Source organism: Ruegeria sp. I3, from assembly GCF_056532525.1.
In genome coordinates, this window is sequence record NZ_JBQFNI010000004.1 from 21,757 (window position 1) to 41,903 (window position 20,147).

The 20,147-nt window shown below is 58.0% G+C and carries 24 protein-coding genes; all 24 read right to left on the reverse strand.

The window, feature by feature from the left end; all coding sequences use genetic code 11:
- Nucleotides 1-2 precede the first annotated feature (2 nt).
- On the reverse strand, nucleotides 3-1,547 hold the full coding sequence (locus ACR0L9_RS12345) for an NADH-quinone oxidoreductase subunit M (protein ID WP_170424095.1): 1,545 nt from the start codon (nucleotides 1,545-1,547) through the stop codon (nucleotides 3-5).
- On the reverse strand, nucleotides 1,547-3,676 hold the full coding sequence (gene nuoL, locus ACR0L9_RS12350) for an NADH-quinone oxidoreductase subunit L (protein WP_480895779.1): 2,130 nt from the start codon (nucleotides 3,674-3,676) through the stop codon (nucleotides 1,547-1,549). The genes ACR0L9_RS12345 and nuoL overlap by 1 nt, the downstream gene beginning before the upstream one ends.
- A 6-nt stretch (nucleotides 3,677-3,682) precedes the next feature.
- Nucleotides 3,683-3,988 (reverse strand): NADH-quinone oxidoreductase subunit NuoK, encoded by a 306-nt coding sequence (nuoK, locus tag ACR0L9_RS12355; protein WP_005984024.1) that lies wholly within the window; start codon nucleotides 3,986-3,988, stop codon nucleotides 3,683-3,685.
- Between the two features lie 4 nt (nucleotides 3,989-3,992).
- Nucleotides 3,993-4,595: an NADH-quinone oxidoreductase subunit J gene (locus ACR0L9_RS12360; RefSeq protein ID WP_170397038.1), complete on the reverse strand. Its 603-nt coding sequence runs from the start codon at nucleotides 4,593-4,595 to the stop codon at nucleotides 3,993-3,995.
- Nucleotides 4,592-5,002: a carboxymuconolactone decarboxylase family protein gene (locus tag ACR0L9_RS12365; RefSeq protein WP_010442761.1), complete on the reverse strand. Its 411-nt coding sequence runs from the start codon at nucleotides 5,000-5,002 to the stop codon at nucleotides 4,592-4,594. Before ACR0L9_RS12365 ends, ACR0L9_RS12360 begins: the two co-directional genes overlap by 4 nt.
- Nucleotides 4,999-5,493: an NADH-quinone oxidoreductase subunit NuoI gene (gene nuoI / locus ACR0L9_RS12370; protein ID WP_170397042.1), complete on the reverse strand. Its 495-nt coding sequence runs from the start codon at nucleotides 5,491-5,493 to the stop codon at nucleotides 4,999-5,001. The genes ACR0L9_RS12365 and nuoI overlap by 4 nt, the downstream gene beginning before the upstream one ends.
- A gap of 1 nt (nucleotide 5,494) precedes the next feature.
- Nucleotides 5,495-6,532, reverse strand: a complete 1,038-nt coding sequence (gene nuoH, locus ACR0L9_RS12375) for an NADH-quinone oxidoreductase subunit NuoH (RefSeq protein WP_039534288.1) — start codon at nucleotides 6,530-6,532, stop codon at nucleotides 5,495-5,497.
- A gap of 204 nt (nucleotides 6,533-6,736) precedes the next feature.
- Entirely contained in the window at nucleotides 6,737-8,758 is a 2,022-nt protein-coding gene (gene nuoG, locus ACR0L9_RS12380; RefSeq protein ID WP_170564942.1) for an NADH-quinone oxidoreductase subunit NuoG, read from the reverse strand.
- Between the two features lie 2 nt (nucleotides 8,759-8,760).
- Nucleotides 8,761-9,165, reverse strand: a complete 405-nt coding sequence (locus ACR0L9_RS12385; protein WP_480895780.1) for a DUF5333 domain-containing protein — start codon at nucleotides 9,163-9,165, stop codon at nucleotides 8,761-8,763.
- A gap of 98 nt (nucleotides 9,166-9,263) precedes the next feature.
- Entirely contained in the window at nucleotides 9,264-9,620 is a 357-nt protein-coding gene (locus tag ACR0L9_RS12390) for a hypothetical protein (RefSeq protein ID WP_480895781.1), read from the reverse strand.
- Between the two features lie 79 nt (nucleotides 9,621-9,699).
- Nucleotides 9,700-10,203 carry a DUF3291 domain-containing protein gene (locus ACR0L9_RS12395; RefSeq protein WP_170403991.1) on the reverse strand — a complete coding sequence of 168 codons (504 nt, stop codon included), beginning with the start codon at nucleotides 10,201-10,203 and terminating at the stop codon, nucleotides 9,700-9,702.
- A complete protein-coding gene (locus ACR0L9_RS12400; protein ID WP_170424105.1) occupies nucleotides 10,200-10,616 on the reverse strand; it encodes an MAPEG family protein in 417 nt (138 codons plus the stop codon). Before ACR0L9_RS12400 ends, ACR0L9_RS12395 begins: the two co-directional genes overlap by 4 nt.
- A gap of 5 nt (nucleotides 10,617-10,621) precedes the next feature.
- Nucleotides 10,622-11,920, reverse strand: coding sequence for an NADH-quinone oxidoreductase subunit NuoF (nuoF, locus tag ACR0L9_RS12405; RefSeq protein WP_170511589.1), 1,299 nt, complete (start codon nucleotides 11,918-11,920; stop codon nucleotides 10,622-10,624).
- 7 nt (nucleotides 11,921-11,927) lie between these two features.
- A complete protein-coding gene (locus ACR0L9_RS12410; RefSeq protein ID WP_170404000.1) occupies nucleotides 11,928-12,155 on the reverse strand; it encodes a DUF5337 domain-containing protein in 228 nt (75 codons plus the stop codon).
- 30 nt (nucleotides 12,156-12,185) lie between these two features.
- Nucleotides 12,186-13,286, reverse strand: coding sequence for an NADH-quinone oxidoreductase subunit NuoE (nuoE, locus tag ACR0L9_RS12415; protein ID WP_480895782.1), 1,101 nt, complete (start codon nucleotides 13,284-13,286; stop codon nucleotides 12,186-12,188).
- The gene (locus ACR0L9_RS12420) at nucleotides 13,286-14,509 is read right to left on the reverse strand and encodes an NADH-quinone oxidoreductase subunit D (protein ID WP_010442773.1); all 1,224 of its coding nucleotides are present in this window, start codon (nucleotides 14,507-14,509) and stop codon (nucleotides 13,286-13,288) included. Before ACR0L9_RS12420 ends, nuoE begins: the two co-directional genes overlap by 1 nt.
- Complete coding sequence (locus tag ACR0L9_RS12425; protein ID WP_010442774.1) at nucleotides 14,509-14,634, reverse strand: hypothetical protein; 126 nt, start codon at nucleotides 14,632-14,634, stop codon at nucleotides 14,509-14,511. Before ACR0L9_RS12425 ends, ACR0L9_RS12420 begins: the two co-directional genes overlap by 1 nt.
- Nucleotides 14,634-14,807, reverse strand: a complete 174-nt coding sequence (locus ACR0L9_RS12430) for a hypothetical protein (RefSeq protein WP_170397057.1) — start codon at nucleotides 14,805-14,807, stop codon at nucleotides 14,634-14,636. Before ACR0L9_RS12430 ends, ACR0L9_RS12425 begins: the two co-directional genes overlap by 1 nt.
- Before the next feature lie 3 nt (nucleotides 14,808-14,810).
- A complete protein-coding gene (locus tag ACR0L9_RS12435; protein WP_170424113.1) occupies nucleotides 14,811-15,413 on the reverse strand; it encodes an NADH-quinone oxidoreductase subunit C in 603 nt (200 codons plus the stop codon).
- A gap of 11 nt (nucleotides 15,414-15,424) precedes the next feature.
- Nucleotides 15,425-15,958, reverse strand: a complete 534-nt coding sequence (locus ACR0L9_RS12440; protein ID WP_010442777.1) for a NuoB/complex I 20 kDa subunit family protein — start codon at nucleotides 15,956-15,958, stop codon at nucleotides 15,425-15,427.
- Nucleotides 15,949-16,314 (reverse strand): NADH-quinone oxidoreductase subunit A, encoded by a 366-nt coding sequence (locus ACR0L9_RS12445; RefSeq protein ID WP_010442778.1) that lies wholly within the window; start codon nucleotides 16,312-16,314, stop codon nucleotides 15,949-15,951. The genes ACR0L9_RS12440 and ACR0L9_RS12445 overlap by 10 nt, the downstream gene beginning before the upstream one ends.
- A gap of 182 nt (nucleotides 16,315-16,496) precedes the next feature.
- Entirely contained in the window at nucleotides 16,497-17,279 is a 783-nt protein-coding gene (locus ACR0L9_RS12450; RefSeq protein ID WP_480561217.1) for a crotonase/enoyl-CoA hydratase family protein, read from the reverse strand.
- 3 nt (nucleotides 17,280-17,282) lie between these two features.
- On the reverse strand, nucleotides 17,283-18,137 hold the full coding sequence (locus tag ACR0L9_RS12455; protein WP_170397063.1) for a hydroxymethylglutaryl-CoA lyase: 855 nt from the start codon (nucleotides 18,135-18,137) through the stop codon (nucleotides 17,283-17,285).
- Nucleotides 18,138-18,216: 79 nt separating this feature from the next.
- The gene (locus tag ACR0L9_RS12460) at nucleotides 18,217-20,145 is read right to left on the reverse strand and encodes an acetyl/propionyl/methylcrotonyl-CoA carboxylase subunit alpha (protein ID WP_480895783.1); all 1,929 of its coding nucleotides are present in this window, start codon (nucleotides 20,143-20,145) and stop codon (nucleotides 18,217-18,219) included.
- Between the last annotated feature and the right edge of the window lie 2 nt (nucleotides 20,146-20,147).

Genomic DNA, 20,147 nt, shown 5'->3' on the forward strand with positions numbered 1-20,147 from the left:
CCTTAATGCGAAGCGGCTGTCTGGGTTGCGGCTTCAGCCGCGGCCAGAGCCGTGTCATAGTTCGAGATTAGCGCTGCGGTGGATTGCCCGATCACATCGGTCACCAGCGAGGGATAAATCCCAAGCAGAATGGTCATCACGATCAGCGGCGCGAAGATCAGCCGCTCGCGCGAACTCATGTCTGTGATGGCCTTGAGGCTTTCCTTGATCAGATCTCCAAAGACTACCCGGCGATAGAGCCACAGCGCATAGCCCGCTGAGAAGATCACACCGGTTGCAGCCACAGCCGTCACCCAGGTGTTGACCTGGAAAGCGCCCATCAGGGTCAGGAATTCCCCGATGAAGCCTGATGTACCAGGCAAGCCAACATTGGCCATGGTGAACAGCATGAAGACCAGAGCGTAAGCCGGCATCCGGATGACCAAACCGCCATACGCCTCGATATCGCGGGTGTGCATCCGGTCATAGATCACGCCAACACACAGGAAGAGCGCTGCGGAAATGAACCCATGACTGAGCATCTGGAAGATCGCGCCATCAATGCCCTGCTGGTTCGCTGCAAAGATACCCATGGTCACAAAGCCCATATGCGCGACCGAGGAATAGGCGATCAGCTTCTTCATATCCTCCTGCACCAGCGCGACCAGAGAGGTGTAGACAACAGCAATCGCCGACATCCACAGCACCACATCGGTCATCACCGCAGACCCCACGGGGAACATCGGCAGGCTGAACCGCAGGAAGCCATAGCCGCCCATCTTCAACAGGATCGCCGCCAACACGACCGAACCCGCCGTCGGCGCCTGAACGTGCGCATCCGGCAGCCAGGTATGCACCGGCCACATCGGCATCTTCACCGCGAACGACGCGAAGAAGGCCAGGAACATCAGCGTCTGCATGCCGCCGACGATATAGATGCCCAGTACGCTGAACCCTTCGGACGAGAACTGATGGCTCATCAGCGCCTCGATATCCGTGGTGCCCGCATCCGCATACATCGCAACCATCGCCACCAGCATCAGCACCGAGCCGAGGAAGGTGTATAGGAAGAACTTGAAGCTGGCATAGATGCGGTCCTTGCCACCCCAGATACCGATGATCAGGAACATCGGGATCAGGCCCGCCTCGAAGAACAGGTAAAACAGCACGAGATCCAGCGCCATGAACACGCCCAGCATCAGCGTTTCCAGCAGCAGGAATGCGATCATGTATTCCTTGACCCGGTCCGTGACCTGCCAGCTGGCCAGAATGGTCAGCGGCATGATGAAGGTGGTCAGCAGCACGAAAAGAACGCTGATACCATCGACACCCATCTTGTACTTCAGGCCCAGCAGCCACTCGCCCTCTTCCACCATCTGGAAGCCGGTGTTGGACGGATCAAAGCCGGTATAGATGCCGATTGAGACCAGAAAGGTCACGGTTGTGGCAACCAGCGCAACCCATTTGGCGTTGCGCTGCGCGGCTACGTCCTCGCCATGCAGAAACAGGGCCAGAATGCCTGCTGCGATGGCGGGTATGAAGGTGACAATAGATAGGATATTGTCCATTAGTTTGCGCCTCCGCCGATCGACATCCAGGTGACAAGAGCGGCGATGCCCAAAACCATCCAGAAGGCGTAAGTAAAGATGTAACCCGTCTGAGCTTTGCCTGCGAGGCGGGTAAAGAAGGGCACCACGCCCATCGAAACCCCGTTCAGGAAGCCATCAATCGTGTTGCCGTCACCGCGTTTCCACAGGAACCGACCCAACGCAACGGTAGGTTTGACAAAGATCGCGTCGTAGATCTCGTCAAAGTACCACTTGTTCTTGAGAAACAGGTACAGTGGCCGCTGGTTCGCCGCCAGACGAGCGGGAAGCGACGTGTTCACGATGTAGAACCAATAAGCTACGACAAAACCCAGCAGCATAGCAACAAAAGGCGATACTTTGACCCATTTCGGAGCCTCATGCGCATCGTTCAGGACATTGTTTTCAGGTGCCATATACAGCGCGCCTTCGCCCGGCTCACCGCCAAAGCTGGCATGCTTCTTGTCCGCCTTGTAGTCACCCTCGCCTTTATCAGCCTTCGCGTCGACTTGGTCGTCATTTGCCTTGGCCTCACCATGAGATGCGTCTGCGGCAACTTCGCCATGACCGCCAGTCTCTTCCGCCAGCGGAATACCGTAGAACTTGGCCACTTTATCGGTGTAGCCGAAGAACTGGTTGTACCACAGCATCCCCGAGAACACCGCGCCCAGCGACAGTACCCCCAGCGGGACCAGCATGACCATCGGACTTTCATGCGCGTGCTCATGCGTATGCTTGTCGCCACGCGGCTCGCCATAGAAGGTCAGGAATATCAGACGCCAGCTGTAGAATGAGGTGAACACCGCTGCGATCACCAACATCCAGAAGGCATAACCTGTGCCACCTACAAAGGCGCTTTCGATGATGGCATCCTTCGACAGGAACCCAGCGAATCCAAACGTGGTCAGCGGGATGCCCACACCGGTAATGGCCAGCGTGCCGATCATCATCGCCCAGAACGTATAGGGGATTTTCTTCCGCAGACCGCCGTACTCGGTCATCTCCTGCTCATGATGCATCGCATGGATCACTGAACCGGCACCAAGGAACAGCAGCGCCTTGAAGAATGCGTGCGTCAGCAGATGGAACATCGCGGCTGAGTACATGCCAACGCCGGCGGCGACAAACATGTAACCCAATTGCGAACAGGTCGAATACGCTATGACCCGCTTGATATCGGTCTGCACCAAGCCCACGGTTGCAGCAAAAAACGCAGTCGAAGCGCCAAGGAAAGCTATGAACCCGGTGGCCCCCGGTGCGAACTCCATCAGCGGCGACATACGGCAGACCAGGAACACACCTGCGGTAACCATGGTCGCAGCGTGGATCAGCGCGGACACAGGGGTCGGACCTTCCATCGCATCCGGCAGCCAGGTGTGTAGTATCAACTGCGCCGATTTACCCATCGCGCCGATGAACAGCAGAACACAGATCACCTCAATCGCAGTCCACTCACCCCAGAGGAAGCTCAGTTTTTCCTCCGCCAATGCCGGGGCCGACGCGAATATGTCTGAGAAATTGATGCTGTCGGTCAGGAAGAACAGCGCGAAGATCCCCAGCGCAAAGCCGAAATCGCCCACTCGGTTCACGATGAACGCTTTCATCGCCGCTGCATTGGCGCTGGGCTTGCGATAATAGAACCCGATCAGCAGGTACGAGGCGACACCCACGCCTTCCCAGCCAAAGAACATCTGAACCAGATTGTCCGCCGTCACCAGCATCAGCATGGCGAAGGTGAAGAACGACAGATAGGCAAAGAAACGCGGCTTATAGCTTTCGCCTTCACGCCATTGCGGGTCGTGATCCATGTAGCCGAATGAATACAAGTGAACCAGCGCCGAAACGGTCGTCACCACGATCAGCATGATCGCCGTCAGACGGTCCAGACGAATGGCCCAGCTTGTCGACAGCGAACCACTTTCGATCCAGCGCATGATCTCAATCTGCTGGGTGTGGCCATCAAATGAAAGGAAGACGATCCAGCTGAGCAGGCAGGCCAGAAACAGCAGGCCCGTTGCGGTCCACATGGCGGCTTTCTCACCAATGAAGCGCCAGCCAAAACCGCAGATCAACGCACCCACGAGCGGGGCAAAGAGGATGGTGGTTTCCATATTCTCTTACCCCTTCATCATATTGACGTCTTCAACCGCGATGGTGCCACGGTTGCGGAAGAAGCAGACCAGAATGGCAAGGCCAATCGCCGCCTCAGCCGCCGCAACTGTCAACACGAACAGCGTAAAGACCTGCCCGACCAGATCGCCGAGGAAACTAGAGAACGCCACGAGGTTGATATTCACCGCCAGCAGCATCAACTCGATGCTCATCAGCAGGATGATGACGTTCTTGCGGTTCAGGAAGAGACCGAAGATGCCGATGACGAATAGCGTCGCCGCGACCGTAAGATAGTGTTCAAGTCCGATCATCGTCTCAAAGTCCCTGCCCCGGTTTCACGTCCTTCAACTCCATCGCTTTGGCCGGGTCGCGCATCATCTGGCCGATGATGTCCTGACGCTTGATGTCCTGACGGTGGCGCAGTGTCAGCACAATGGCACCGATCATGGCCACCAGCAGGATCAGGCCCGCCAGTTGGAACAGAAGGAAGTATTGATCGTATAGAATGACGCCGAGCGCCTCAGTGTTGTGGCGGTCGCTCGGTACCGGCTGCGCCAGATTGGCGGCGGCACCCTGCGCGCTGTCCCATGCTCCGATGGCCATGACGAACTGCATCAGGATCACCAATCCGATCAACAGCGCCAGCGGCATGTAGCGCGCCATCTCGGCCTTCAGCTCGGCAAAGTCCACATCCAGCATCATCACCACGAAGAGGAACAGAACCGCGACCGCGCCGACGTAAACGATAATCAGCAGCATCGCCACGAACTCGGCCCCCAGCAGCACGAACAGGCCCGCCGAGGACAGAAAGGACAGGATCAGCCACAGCACCGAATGCACCGGCTGGCGGCTGATCACCGTGAACAGCCCGCCGGTGATGGCGCTGATGGCAAACAGATAGAAGGCAAAGACGGTCATTGATCCTCATCCTCGTTATCACCCATGACCTCTTGCGCCAGATCCAGCGCACGGGTCATGGCCGGGATGCCGGCAAAGACCGACATCTGACCGATCGTTTCCACGATCTCTTGTTTCTTGGCGCCAGCTTCCAGCGCATGGCGCACGGTCTGACGCACCGCCGAGTCCGCCTGAGCGCCCTGACAGGTCAGCCCGGCCAGCGTCAGCAGAAGGCGAGTTTTGGCGTCCAGCCCGTCCTTGTTGACGGTATTGCCGAACATCATCTCCATGACCTCTTTCGGCATGGTCGGCCACAGCGCCTCGAACCCTTTGGGCGAGAAATTTTCCATCGCCGGGTTCATCGCCTTGGCCATGTCCTGAGCTTGCTTCATCATCAGCTCGAACGGATTTGTCGGACTGTCACTCATCTGTACGGCGCGTCCATTTCCAGATTGCGAGCGATTTCGGCTTCCCAGCGTTCGCCATTATCCAGCAGTTTCTGCTTGTCGTAGAACAACTCTTCCCGGGTTTCGGTGGCGAATTCGAAATTCGGGCCCTCGACGATGGCATCAACCGGACATGCCTCCTGGCAGAAACCGCAATAGATGCATTTGGTCATGTCGATGTCATAGCGCGTGGTGCGGCGGCTTCCGTCTTCGCGCGGCTCGGCATCGATGGTGATGGCTTGTGCAGGACAGATCGCTTCGCACAGTTTGCAGGCGATGCAGCGTTCCTCACCGTTCGGATAACGGCGCAGGGCATGTTCACCCCGGAACCGCGGGGACAAGGGCCCCTTTTCATGCGGGTAGTTCACGGTGGCTTTTGGGGCGAAGAAATACTTCAAGCCCAATTTCATTCCGACCCAGAAGTCCTGCAGCAGGAAATACTTGGCGGCGCGGGTGTAGTCGATTTGAGTCATATCAGCCTCCTACGCTCCAACGGGCAAACGCGCCCCAGAACCAGTCGAATTTCGCCGCGAAGGCCACGAAGACGACCCAGACGAGGCTGAACGGCAAGAACACTTTCCAACCCAGGCGCATCAACTGGTCATAGCGGTAGCGGGGTGTGATCGCCTTGACCATCGCGAAGATGAAGAAGAAGAACGCCATCTTGGCAACCATCCACAATACGCCGTCAGGCAGGCCTGGGATCGGGGACAGCCAGCCGCCAAAGAACAGCAGTGTGGTCAGAGCACACATCAGGAAGATGGCGATGTATTCACCAGCCATGAAAAGCAGGAAAGGCGTGGCCGAGTATTCGACCTGATAGCCTGCAACCAGTTCCGATTCCGCCTCGGGCAGATCGAAGGGTGGACGGTTGGTTTCAGCCAATGCCGAGATGAAAAACAGGAACACCATCGGGAAATGCGGCAGCCAGTACCAGCTGAAGAACCCGAACGAGCCATCCTGTGCGCGGACGATATCACCAAAGTTCATCGAACCGGTCGAGATGATGATGCCGATGATGATCAGACCGATGGATACCTCGTATGAAATCATCTGCGCGGCAGAGCGCAGCGACCCAAGGAATGGATACTTTGAGTTCGACGCCCAACCACCCATAATCACGCCATAAACCTCAAGCGATGAGACTGCGAAGACATAGAGGATGGCGACGTTGATGTCCGACAGGACCCAGCCATCGTTGAACGGGATCACCGCCCAGGCGATCATCGCGAGGACAAAACTGGTCAATGGTGCGAGGATAAACACCGTACGGTCGGCACCTGCGGGAATGACGACCTCTTTCACCACATATTTCAGTGCGTCCGCCACCGATTGCAGCAGGCCGTATACGCCGACAACGTTGGGGCCGCGACGCATCTGGACGGCGGCCCAGATCTTGCGGTCGCCGTAAACGAGGAACAACAGCGAGATCATCACGAACGCAACAACAGCAAGCACTTGCGCCAGAATGATGATGGCTATTCCGCCTGGGGTGTTAAAGAAGTCAGCCATTGGTCCTCACACCGTGGGTATTTTGGTTTCCGCGTGCGATGCAAAGGCCAGATGCCTGCGCAATCTGCGGCTGGGTCGGCGCGTTGGTGTAAACAGCATCTGCCGTCTGTACGCCACCCTTAATCTTCAATTTCACACGCAAATCCGGCGCGGCTATCTGCCACCCGGGCACCGCGTACGTCTGTGATATGAAACGTTTCTGATTCATTCAGCCGCAATCTTCTCAGTCTTGCGGGTCTGCGCCTGTGCCGATAGTTCGGCCATCAATTGGGAGGCGCGGGCAATCGGGTTGGTCAGGTAGAAATCCTTGATTGCATTGCGGAAGCTGGCTTCACCCAATTTTCCGGCTTGTAGCGCCGCTGCTTCATTCTCAATCACCTCATCAATGCGCGCCAGATGCGGAACAGATTCGAGCAAGGAGGTGCGCAATTGAGCCAATGTATCGTAGGGCAGAGTAGCCCCCAGCTCGGCAGACAACGCCCTTAGGATTGCCCAGTTTTCCTTGGCCTCTCCCGGTGCAAAGCCTGCGCGCATGGCGAGTTGAGGACGCCCTTCGGTGTTCACGAACAGACCGTTTTCTTCTGTGTAAGCCGCCCCCGGCAGGATCACATCTGCGCGGTGCGCGCCACGATCGCCGTGACTGCCCTGATAGATCACAAAAGCACCCTCGCCGATCTCGACTTCGTCAGCACCGAGGTTATAGATCACATCGGCCGCGTTGACCGCCTCCATGCCACTTTCGTTGGTCGCATCCACATCCATCGCACCCACGCGCGATGCTGCGGTGTGCAGAACGATCAGCCCACTTTCGGTATTGCTTGCAATGGCTTGCGCGGCGGCCAGAACGGCAGAGCCATCGGCCTCCTGCAGCGCGCCCTGCCCGACGATGACAAGAGAGCGCTTGCCCTTGATCTCATCATCACCACCCATATCAACGATGGTCTGCAGCGCGGCACGGTCGCTGCCTACATGGTGATACTCATAGGTCAGATCGACGGCAGGCCCGACCAGGGCCACCTCGGCGCCGTGTGCCCAGGCCTTGCGGATACGAGCATTCAAAACCGGAGCCTCGTCACGCGGGTTGGTCCCGATCAACAGGATACGTTCAGCCGCATCAATATCTTCGATTGCCGCGGTCCCGGCATAGGCTGCTCGGTTACCCGCAGGCAGTTTGGCGCCGTCGGTGCGGCACTCAACGATACCGCCTTGCCCTTCGATCATCTGTTTGAGTGCGAATGTGGCCTCAACTGGAGCCAGATCACCGACAATCCCGGCTGGCTTCTCAGCCCCTTTCAGTGCCTCAGCGGCTTTGGTCAATGCCTCGGGCCAAGTGGCTGGTCGCAGCTTGCCGTTTTCCCGCACATACGGCTTGTCCAGCCGTTGGCGCCGCAACCCGTCCCAGACAAAGCGGGTCTTGTCGCTAATCCATTCCTCGTTCACACCGTCATGGTTGCGCGGCAGAAAGCGCATCACTTCACGCCCTTTGGTATCTACACGGATGCTTGAGCCCAAAGCGTCCATCACGTCGATACTCTCGGTTTTGGTCAGTTCCCAAGGGCGAGCGGTGAATGCATATGGCTTCGAGGTCAACGCCCCTACCGGGCACAGATCGATGATGTTGCCCTGCAGGTTCGAATCCAGCGTCTGGTTCAGGTACGAGGTGATCTCGGCATCTTCGCCACGCCCGGTCTGGCCCATCTGAGTGATCCCGGCAACCTCGGTGGTGAAGCGCACGCAACGAGTACAACTGATGCAGCGAGTCATCGCGGTGCCAACCAGCGGACCAAGGTCCAGATCATCCACGGCACGCTTGGCTTCTTTGAAGCGCGTCCCTGACAGACCATAGGCCATGGCCTGATCCTGCAGGTCACACTCACCGCCCTGATCGCAGATCGGGCAATCCAGCGGGTGGTTGATCAGCAGAAACTCCATCACCCCTTCGCGGGCCTTCTTGACCATGGGCGAGTTCGTCTTGACCACCGGTGCCTGCCCTTCCGGACCCGGACGCAGATCGCGCACCTGCATCGCGCAGGAGGCCGCCGGTTTCGGCGGGCCGCCCACGACCTCAACCAGACACATCCGGCAGTTCCCGGCAATCGACAGACGCTCGTGATAGCAAAAGCGCGGCACTTCGACCCCGGCCTGCTCGCAGGCCTGGATCAGTGTCATCGCGCCATCGACTTCGATTTCCTGCCCGTCGATATTGACTTTGCGGAGGTCAGACATCGCTAGTTCGCCCTCAAATACACGCCGATGGCGCTGTTTCTTTGAATCTCTTTCCGCCCCAACGTGCAGAAAGAATTGGGATTTTCATAAGACACGCCGTTTTGGGTCAGATACGCCTCACCCTTGGCACGCATCCTGTCTTTCTCGGCATCCGAGTCCACATAGGCGCGGATTTCCTTGTCCGAATATCCCAGTTTGTTCGCCTTGGACCGCAGATCCCACATCACCCCAATCGCCTTAAGTCGACGCCCGCTGATCGACGGACAGTACTCCGAAATCTCATTTGCGATCGCGATGTAGTAGAGTTCGTTGTCGATCTCTTTGACATCCCTCAAGGGTGGTTTGGCTTCGGCCATTACAGGCATCGAAATCGCGCAAATCGCGGCCAGAAGTCGTACAACGGTCATGACATTTCCTTTCGTCTTGGGATTCCCAAGACGGCGGTCAGCCGGGCTGCTATGCAATAACAGCCCATGGGTTTTGCCGTGATATGCGATACGGTGGCTCATGGTCGCTGACAGCTTCCGGCATATGTGAGCTTATCGTTTTCGATCCGTAGATTTTGCGGCTCGGTCTCCGGCCCAACCTTCCATACAATTCTGGACGATCCAAAATTCTGAATGCAGAATTTTGTGCCCTCATAACGGCCTGCTTCGCGTGCGCCTTCCAATGACTGCGAAACGCCATTCACAGTCACAGTGAAATCGGTAGGTGTCGTCTTCTTATCCACGTGTTTAGCGTTGGCGTTGAAGAAAATGCCATCAAACGCCACGCGGGTCGCCCTCGATTTCGCTGTACCGCAGGCAGATACAAGTAAGCTTCCCACCAATACAATTGTCATTACGAATACGCGTTTCGCCATCATGACCACTCCTGTTTCGTGGCTGGCGCTTGTGGCATCCGCTGATGCGCAGGAGAAAGCGTATGAAACAACATCCCGCTCACTCCGCCGCGACCTGAACGCAACGATTGTCGCGCCACTTGCTGGCCTGTTTCAATTCTGCCCACCCAAAGGCATGCTCGCTGGGTCCTTCCGAGCGCAGCTTTTCCAGACGATCCAGCGCTTCGGCCAAACTGGGGCAATGCCCTTCCCGCACCCACCACATGACAAAATGTTGTTCGCCAAGGATTTCGAACCACTCTTGCCGACGCTCGTAGAACTGTTTGTGGATAGTCCCCCAAACAAATTTCTCAAGGCTGGCGACGTCTTCCCAAACCGTCAGGTTCGCGACGAATTGCGGATCATCCCCGATGCTGTTTTCGGTGTTGCCTGTTCCCGGTTCTCCGGACCCTTCCATCATCCAGACAAAGCCGGACATCCGCTTGCCAAGCCCGTTGACGCGATCCAGGTTGGCCATGAATTCAGCCACGCGCGGATCGTCTGTTGGCGCCAACAAACGGCCGACATTCAACTCGGCCAGATGATATCCTTCGGGCTGGATCAAAACGCGGCCACCAAAGCAATAAGGCCAAGAATGAACATGCAGGCCCATCCAACCACATAAGCAACAGACCGGACCCCGCTATGCGGCTTGCCGATCCCGCGCAGGTGAATCACCAACATAACAACCCGCGCCAGCAGCGCTACTGAGGCCAGCAGGTTCACCCAGAACGGGCTGGCCCCCAACAGGATCGCCGCGACTGTAACAGTCAAAAAGGCAGGCAGAGTTTCAGTGCCGTTCAGATAAGCGCGGTTCAAACGATAGGCCCTGTCCGAATAATCCTGATCCGGAGTGGCCCCCGGTGCCAGCCCCTTGCCCGCTTTTGCAAGCGCCGAGAACGGCGACATGAACAGAACGATCAGGGTAAAGATCACCAAAGCGGCGATCGCGTGGGAATATTCGGCATAGACTTCCATCGATTTTACTCCGCTGCCATCGCACCCATGCGGCCCGATTTCTGGGCCTTGATGCGGTCCTCTATTTCTTCTCGGAAATTGCGGATCAGACCTTGGATCGGCCAGGCCGCCGCATCGCCAAGGGCGCAGATCGTGTGGCCTTCAACCTGTTTGGTGACGTCAAACAGCATGTCGATCTCTTCCAGTTCGGCTTCACCGCGTACAAGACGGTCCATCACGCGCATCATCCAACCAGTGCCTTCACGACATGGCGTACACTGGCCGCAACTTTCGTGCTTGTAGAACTTCGACAACCGCCAGATTGCCTTGATGATGTCGGTGGACCTGTCCATCACGATGACTGCTGCCGTGCCTAGACCCGAGCCCAGTTCTCCGCGCAGATAGTCAAAATCCATGATCGCGTCGCGCATGTTCTCACCGCGCACGCATGGCACCGAAGACCCGCCGGGTATTACCGCCAGCAGATTGTCCCAGCCGCCACGAATGCCGCCGCAATGGGTATCAATCAGCTCTTCGAAGGAAATCGACATCGCTTCTTCAACGACGCAGGGATTGTTCACGTGACCTGAGATCGCAAATAGCTTGGTGCCCGCGTTGTTCTGTCGACCAAAGCCAGCGAACCAGTCCGCGCCACGCCGCAGGATGGTCGGCACAACCGCAATCGATTCCACGTTATTCACGGTAGTCGGACAGCCATACAGCCCCGCACCCGCCGGAAACGGAGGCTTCATGCGCGGCATACCCTTCTTGCCCTCAAGGCTTTCGATCAGAGCAGTTTCCTCGCCGCAGATATAAGCCCCAGCGCCGTGATGCAGGAACAGGTCGAAATCCCAGCCGGAACCAGCAGCATTCTTCCCGAGCAGACCCGCGTCATAGGCTTCGTCAATCGCGATCTGCAGAGCCTCACGCTCGCGGATGTATTCGCCGCGCAGGTAGATGTAGCAAGTATTCGCGTTCATTGCGAAAGACGCGATCAGGCACCCCTCGATCAGCGTGTGCGGATCATGACGCATAATCTCGCGGTCTTTGCACGTCCCGGGTTCGGATTCATCCGCGTTCACCACCAGATAAGCCGGGCGACCATCGCTTTCCTTGGGCATGAAAGACCATTTCAGACCGGTCGGGAAACCCGCACCACCACGGCCGCGCAGACCTGAATCCTTCATCGTCTGGATGATCCAGTCACGGCCCTTTTCAATTAGGCCAGCGGTGCCGTCCCAATGCCCCCGGGCCTGCGCGCCTTTCAAAGTGCGCTCGTGCATCCCGTAGATGTTGGTAAAGATCCTGTCCTGATCCTTCAGCATCGCTCAGTTACCTTTGGCTGTCCTGACGCATGCGCCAGAGTTGAAATATGTTGACGCCCGCATAGATGAATCCTGCCAAAGCGGCAAAATCAAACAGCAGCGCATAACGCCCCGGCAATCCGATTGCAGGGCCAATGAACAAGGTCATTCCAAGCCAAATCACCATCGTCACCGCAATGACGATGCCGATATGTCGGCCCTTGCGGGCTATGGCCAGTTCCTTGTCCGTATCCATCTTGTCCTGATGCCCTAGGCGGGCACTCGTTTAATTTTCGTAAGTGCCGTCTTCTTTGGCACGTTTGGCAAACTCGGTTTCTTCACCTGCAGCCAGTTTCGCGGCTTGTTCGATCCACCCGTCCCGCTCGATCCGGCCTTTGAATTTCAGCCGTGCATCGACCCAGGCCACCTGCTCAGGCGTCCATGCAGCGATCTGGTCATAATGATAAAAGCCCAGCCCGTTCAGGGTTTCTTCCAGCTTCGGACCAACGCCCTTGAGCATCTTGAGATCATCCGGCTTGCCACCCCGCGCTTCTTTCAGCGTTTCCGGCTGATCCTCTTTCGCTGCTTTCGCTTCTGCGGCCTGTTTCACAGCAGGTTTCGCGGGGGTCGGCGCTTTGGGTGGCTTCGGCGCGGCTTTGGTCGCTGCTGCTTTGCCATCCTTGCCCAGCCACGGGGTCAGGATCGGAACCTCGGTCCCGTCGATGCGCTTGACGGTATCACCCAGATCGCTCGCTAGCTGGACGCTGGCGTTATACTGCGTTCTGCCGCTGTCATATTCTGTCAGGCTTGTCAGCCCTTTGAGGGGTTCCGCCGCATAGCGCCCGTTCTGAGGACCCGGAGTCGGCACTTTGCCCGCCACCAGATCATCGAGAATCTTGCCAAAGCTCTCGGTCGTTAGATCTTCGTAGTAATCCTTACCGATCTGCGCCATCGGGGCATTGGTGCAAGATCCGAGGCATTCCACCTCTTCCCAGCTCAGCTTGCCATCAGCAGACAGTTCATGCGGCTTTGCAGCGATCTTTTCCTTGCAAACCGCAATCAGATCTTCGGCCCCGCAGATCATACAGGAGGTCGTGCCGCAGACCTGAATATGCGCAACCGAACCAACCGGCTGCAGTTGGAACATGAAGTAGAACGAGGCAACCTCAAGAACGCGGATATAGGCCATACCAAGCATGTCGGCGACGGATTCGATCGCCGGACGGCTCAGCCATCCCTCCTGCTCCTGCGCGCGCCACAGCAGCGGGATGACCGCACTGGCCTGACGCCCCTCGGGATATTTGGTTATTTGCGCTTCGGCCCATTGCTGGTTAGCAGCAGTGAAGGCGAAGCTTTCGGGTTGTTCGGCGTGAAGACGGCGGAGCATTAGCGGTCAATCTCTCCAAATACGACGTCCATGGTGCCGATAATCGCGGCGACGTCGGCCAGTTGGTGGCCTCCGGCGACGTGGTCCATGGCTTGCAAGTGCAGGAACCCCGGCGCGCGGAGTTTGGCGCGGTAGGGTTTGTTAGTGCCGTCGGCGACCAGATATACGCCGAACTCGCCCTTGGGGGCTTCGACAGCGGCATAGACCTCGCCTGCGGGGACGTGGAAGCCTTCGGTGTAGAGCTTGAAGTGATGGATCAGACTTTCCATCGAGGTCTTCATGTCCGAACGTTTCGGCGGGGTGATCTTTCCGCGCGCCAGAACGTCTCCGGGACAGTCGCGGATTTTGGCGATGGCCTGACGGATGATCAGCAGCGACTGGCGCATCTCTTCCATGCGCACCAGATAGCGGTCATAGCAATCGCCGTTCTTTCCGACTGGAATCTGAAACTCGAACTCGTCATAGCATTCATAGGGCTGCGCGCGGCGCAGGTCCCATGCCAGCCCCGATCCGCGCACCATTACGCCCGAGAAGCCGTATTTCTGAATGTCATCCTCGGTCACGACACCAATATCGGCGTTGCGCTGTTTGAAGATGCGGTTTTCGGTCAACAGGCCGTCAATGTCATCGAGAACGGCGGGAAACTCGTGGCTCCAAGCCTCGATATCGTCCAGCAGTTCCGGCGGCAGGTCCTGATGAACGCCACCGGGGCGGAAATAGGCGGCGTGCAGGCGGGCACCGCAAGCACGCTCGTAGAACACCATCAGCTTTTCGCGTTCCTCAAAACCCCACAGAGGCGGGGTCAGCGCGCCAACGTCCATGGCCTGAGTGGTCACGTTCAGCAGGTGGTTAAGAATACGACCGATCTCGGAATACAAAACGCGGATCAAAGAGCCGCGACGCGGTACTTCAACACCGGTCAGTTTTTCGATGGCCAGACACCAGGCATGTTCCTGGTTCATCGGTGCCACGTAATCAAGACGGTCGAAATACGGCAGATTCTGCAGATACGTCCGACTTTCCATCAGCTTTTCGGTACCACGGTGCAACAGACCGATATGCGGGTCGCAACGTTCGACGATCTCGCCGTCCAGCTCAAGCACAAGTCGCAGAACTCCGTGCGCCGCAGGGTGTTGCGGGCCGAAGTTAATGTTGAAGTTGCGGATCTTCTGTTCTCCGCTCAGCGCGTCCGTGCTGCCGTCATCGTATCTTGAGCCGTCCATCAACGCCCTCGTTTCTTCTTCGCTTCGGCCCGTACCCGGACCTTTTCCGCCTCAGCTGCCTTGGCAGCGGCCCCAGCCAGCAGAACCCCAAGCGCCCCCAACGCAATCAGTTCCCCCAGCCCCATCAGCGGCGCTCCATCTCTTGCAGTTTCATGGCCATGATCCAAATCAGGATCAGCGTTCCAATCGGGATGACGCAGGCTACGACCCAGTATTTCTCGATCCCAAAATGCGGTAGCAGCTTCAGCATCGGGATAATCGTGGCAACCGTGACGGCAATCCAGATCAGGAACTCCATGACTTACGACTCCTGTTTTTCATCCCCCGGAAGAATGTAGTTCGCACCTTCCCACGGGGACATGAAATCAAATTGACGGTATTCCTGAACCAATGAGACCGGTTCGTAGACCACGCGCTTTTGCGCTTCGTCATAGCGGACTTCAGTATAGCCAGTGGTCGGGAAATCCTTGCGCAGCGGATAGCCGCGGAAACCATAATCCGTAAGGATGCGTCGCAAGTCTGGATGACCCGAGAACAGGATGCCGAACATGTCGAACACCTCGCGCTCGAACCAATTGGCAGAGGGGTGCACGTCCACGATTGAAGGCACCATGTCATCTTCTCGGATCGAGACTCGCAAGCGAATGCGCTGGTTCTGATACATTGACAGGAAGTGGTAGACCACATCGAACCGCTTGGCCCGTTCGGGGTAGTCGACGCCGGTGATGTCAACCAGGGTCGAGAACTGGCAGGTCCGCTCACTTTTGAGAAACTCAATGAATTCCACCAGATTCGAAGGAGCCACATCGACGTTCAGCTCGCCATGGGTCACATCCCAGGCCAGAACGCAATCTGCACGTTTCAGCTCCAACTGAGTGCCGAGTTCTTTGAGTGCTTCGCTCATCTACCTCTCCCTCAGCGTACGATGGTGCCGGTTCGGCGGATTTTGCGTTGCAGCTGCATCAGTCCATACAACAACGCCTCAGCGGTTGGAGGGCAGCCGGGCACGTAGATGTCCACCGGAACAACCCGGTCACAGCCACGCACAACGGAATAGGAATAGTGGTAATACCCACCGCCATTCGCGCAGGACCCCATCGAGATCACATAGCGCGGCTCGGGCATCTGGTCATAAACCTTGCGCAGCGCCGGGGCCATCTTGTTGGTCAGCGTTCCAGCGACGATCATCACATCAGACTGGCGCGGAGACGCACGAGGCGCGATGCCGAACCGTTCCGCGTCATACCGTGGCATCGACGTGTGCATCATCTCTACCGCGCAGCAGGCCAGACCAAAGGTCATCCAGTGCAAGGATCCGGTCCGCGCCCAGTTGATGATGTCCTCGGTCGAGGTCAGCAGAAACCCCTTGTCCTGCAGTTCCGCGTTCAGGGCCTGGGTGGCGACTTCCTTGTCGACGCCGGCGGTGTTTGCGCCCGTCATCACTCCCATTCCAGGGCCCCTTTCTTCCATTCATAGGCAAAGCCGATGGTCAGCACCGCCAGAAACACCATCATCGACCAGAACCCAACATCGCTGATGTCTTTGAAGCCAACGGCCCAGGGGAACAGGAAGGCGATTTCCAGATCAAAGATGATGAAGAGAATCGCGACCAGATAGAATCGGACATCAAACTTCATCCGCGCATCGTCGAAGGCGTTGAAACCACATTCATAGGCGCTGACCTTTTCGGGGTCGGGATTGCGGACAGCCAGGACCACAGCAGCCAGAATCAGTACGATTCCAAGGCCTACGGCAACGGCCAGAAACACCAGAATCGGGAGGTACTCCCGCAGCAGGTCTTCCACGTATAGCTCCTTTCCTGCGCAAGTCCCGAAAGGGTGCGCCGTCAATTGGCGATTTGACTGGACATTCTCTATCCCTGTGGGGTCAGAGGGTCAACCGAACAGAAACGCGCAGGTCGGCATTGTTACAATCATCCAGTGGGCGATTGCGGAGAACACTTCTGGAACAAAGTGATCGGCTAAACCTAACTAATCCATGCAGGTTTTCGTTTGTCGAAAAAGGCGCCGATTCCCTCTTGCGCCTCATCAGTTTCCCAACGCGCGACAAGCTGTCGAATGGTGTGGTCAATCACCGCGTCATCAATTCGCGGCCCAAGTGACTGGATCAGCTGCTTGGCCGAAGACACTGCACCGGGTGCACAGGACAGATAGGGAAGCACCTCGGCTTCAACCGCCTCGGCCAACGTTTCAGCGGGCACTGCGCGGGCCAGCAGGCCCAGTTCGACCGCTTCCGCCGCTTCGAACAGGCGGGCAGACATAAAGACGCGCCGCGACCGTGCTTCGCCCATTCGGGCAATGACATAGGGTCCAATCGTCGCCGGGATCAGGCCAAGCCGCGTCTCGGTCAGACCCATCTTCAGGCTTTCCACACCGATCGCCACATCGCAGACCGAGGCCATCCCGACACCTCCACCAAACGCGTTTCCCTGCAACGCGCCGATCAAGGGTTTGGGCAGCGTATTTAAGGCATTCAGCATCTCAGCCAGCTTGCGCGCTTCGGCAAAACGCGTCTCGGGATCTGCAGCCATCTGCGCCTGCATCCAACCCAGATCTCCCCCGGCGCAAAAGCTCTTGCCCGCGGCGGCCAGAACCACCACCCGCACCGCATCATCATTTGCCAATTGCCCAGCGGCCTGGGTTAGCTCTGCAATCATCTGCGCCGACAGTGCGTTGTGCTTCTCGGGTCGATCCAGCGTCAGAGTAGCCACGCCACGCGCGTCTGTGTTCAGCGTAATGGTCTCGAACATATCTTATTCCGCCCGCATTGCCCGCGCCATGCGCGCCGCCTGTTCCAGAACCGGCACATCCAGACCGGTCTCATATCCCAACCGTTCCAGATGTGCGGTCACGGCTTCGGTTGCGACATTACCGGCCGCACCCGGCGCATAAGGGCAACCACCCAGCCCGCCCACGGCGGTATCAAATACCCGCACACCCAAGGCAAGCGAAGCGTCTATGTTGTCGATTGCCCGCCCGTTGGTATCATGAAAATGTCCTGCAAGCCGGGTAACCGGCACTCGTTCGCGCACGGCCAGCAGCATATGAGCAATCTTGTCCGGCGTTCCCTGCCCAATTGTGTCCCCCAGCGAAATCTCATAGCAGCCATGGGCAAACAGCGCGTCCGCTACCTCAGCCACCTTCTCGGGTGGGGTCGGGCCGTCATAGGGACAGTCGGTCACGCACGAGACATAGCCCCGGACGGGCAGATCAATATGTCGTGCCGCTTCGAGAATGGGCACAAACCGTTCGATGGATTCGGCAATCGTCGCGTTTATGTTCGCTTTCGAGAATCCCTCGGACGCCGAAGCAAACACCGCGATCTCATCTGCCTTGGCTGCCAACGCGTCCTCATACCCGCGCATATTCGGCGTCAGCGCAGCGTACCGCACGCCTTCGGTCCGTGTGATTCCAGCCATAACTTCACCGCTGCCCGCCATTTGCGGGACCCATTTCGGTGAGACAAAACTGGCAACTTCGATCCGGTTGAAACCGGCCCGGCTGAGGCAATCGACCAAGGCGACCTTCTCGGCCACCGGGATCTCGCGCTGTTCGTTCTGCAGGCCGTCGCGTGGCCCGACCTCGAATATTTCGACCCGTTCTTTCATCAGCGCATCCCTTCCCGGTTTCTTATCGTTTCAATTGCGGATGGCCCGACTTTGCCACGCAATCCGCGGGCCGAACAGATCAATCCTCGGCCAACCGAACCAACGCTGCACCGGCCTCGACCTGTGCCCCCGCCTCGGCCAGCACTTCCGCGACCACCCCATCTCGGGCGGCCAACAAAGAATGCTCCATCTTCATGGCTTCCAGAATGGCCAGCCGGTCGCCCTCTTTCACCGCTTGCCCTGCTGCGGCAAAGACGGCCTTGACCAAACCGGGCATCGGCGCCTCGATCACGTTGGTGTCGCCCGCTGCACTTGCATCGCGATCCAGAGGATCGATAACGTCAAACACCTGCCCGTAGTCGTCGAACACGGTGACCTGAGATCCTGCGATGGCGACGTTGGGCATTGGCTTTCCGTCAATAATCCAACCGCCATTTCGCTGCGCAATCACCTGCGCGCCGTTAACAGTCCAAACCTGCCGATGCGGGTTTTCAACCTGCACGTCCAAATCAATGACCTCTCCGTCGCGCATTAGCTGCACAGCCCGGTGCAATGCCCCCCAAAGGGTGAAGCCTGTCTCAGAGGCAGTCTCTATCAGGCCCAGCGCCGTCATCGCCGCAGCCACCGTTGACGCATGACCTGTATCAGCGACCTCTACCAGAGCCTCAAGATCGCGCCCGATCAGCCCGGTGTCCACATCGCCGGACGCAAACCCGCTGTGACGCGTCAGAGCACCAAGGAAGGCGAGATTTGTGACAGTCCCGGCGACCTCGGTCTGGCGCAAGGTCCGGTGGAGATTTTCCAAAGCGACCGCGCGTGTCGGGCCATGCACCACGACCTTGGCAATCATAGGGTCGTACCATGGGCTGATCGTATCCCCGGCGCGCACGCCACTGTCGGCACGGCAGCCTTCCGGGAACTGTAGATGAGTCAGCGTACCCGTCGCAGGCAGAAAGCCTTTGGGCACATCTTCGGCATAAAGCCTCGCCTCAAAGGAATGCCCACGGATCGACAAATCGCCCTGCCGCTTCGGCAGGCTTTCACCCGCTGCTACGCGCAACTGCCATTCGACCAGATCAACGCCGGTAATGGCCTCGGTCACCGGGTGCTCGACTTGCAGGCGCGTGTTCATCTCCATGAACCAGAACCGATCCGGGCGTAGCCCGTCCGAGGCATCGACGATGAACTCAACCGTCCCTGCGCCCTTGTATCCAATCGCCTCAGCCGCACGCACGCCCGCCTGCCCCATCGCCTCACGCATCTCGGCAGTCATTCCAGGGGCTGGGGCCTCTTCGATCACTTTCTGATGTCGCCGCTGCAACGAGCAGTCGCGTTCAAACAGATGCACCGCATGGGTGCCATCGCCGAACACCTGCACCTCGATATGTCGGGGCTTGGCGACGAATTTCTCGACAAGTACAGCATCGTTACCGAACGCCGTCCTTGCCTCACCGCGCGCGCTGTCCAATGCAGCCGAGAACTCCTCGGGCGCCTCGACCAGCCGCATCCCCTTGCCGCCACCACCCGCAACGGCCTTGATCAAAACGGGATAACCGATTGTGTCTGCCGCGCCAGCCAGATGTTCGGGGTCCTGATTTTCGCCATGATAGCCGGGGACGACGGGAACTCCTGCGTCCTCCATCAACACCTTGGCTGCATCCTTAAGGCCCATCTTGCGGATCGCGTCCGCCGATGGCCCGATGAAGGTCAGACCTGCAGCCTCGACTGCATCCACAAAATCCGGGTTTTCGGACAAGAACCCATAACCAGGATGGATCGCCTGCGCTCCTGTATCCAGCGCCGCCTGTATGATCACATCACCCTTCAGATAGCTTTCGGCTGGGGCCGCGCCACCAATATGCACCGCTTCATCCGCCATTTGCGCATGCTTGGCCGATGCATCAGCATCCGAATACACAGCCACACAAGATACGCCCATCTTCTGAGCAGTTTCCATGACCCGGCAGGCGATCTCGCCGCGGTTGGCAATCAGGATTTTGTTAAACATGG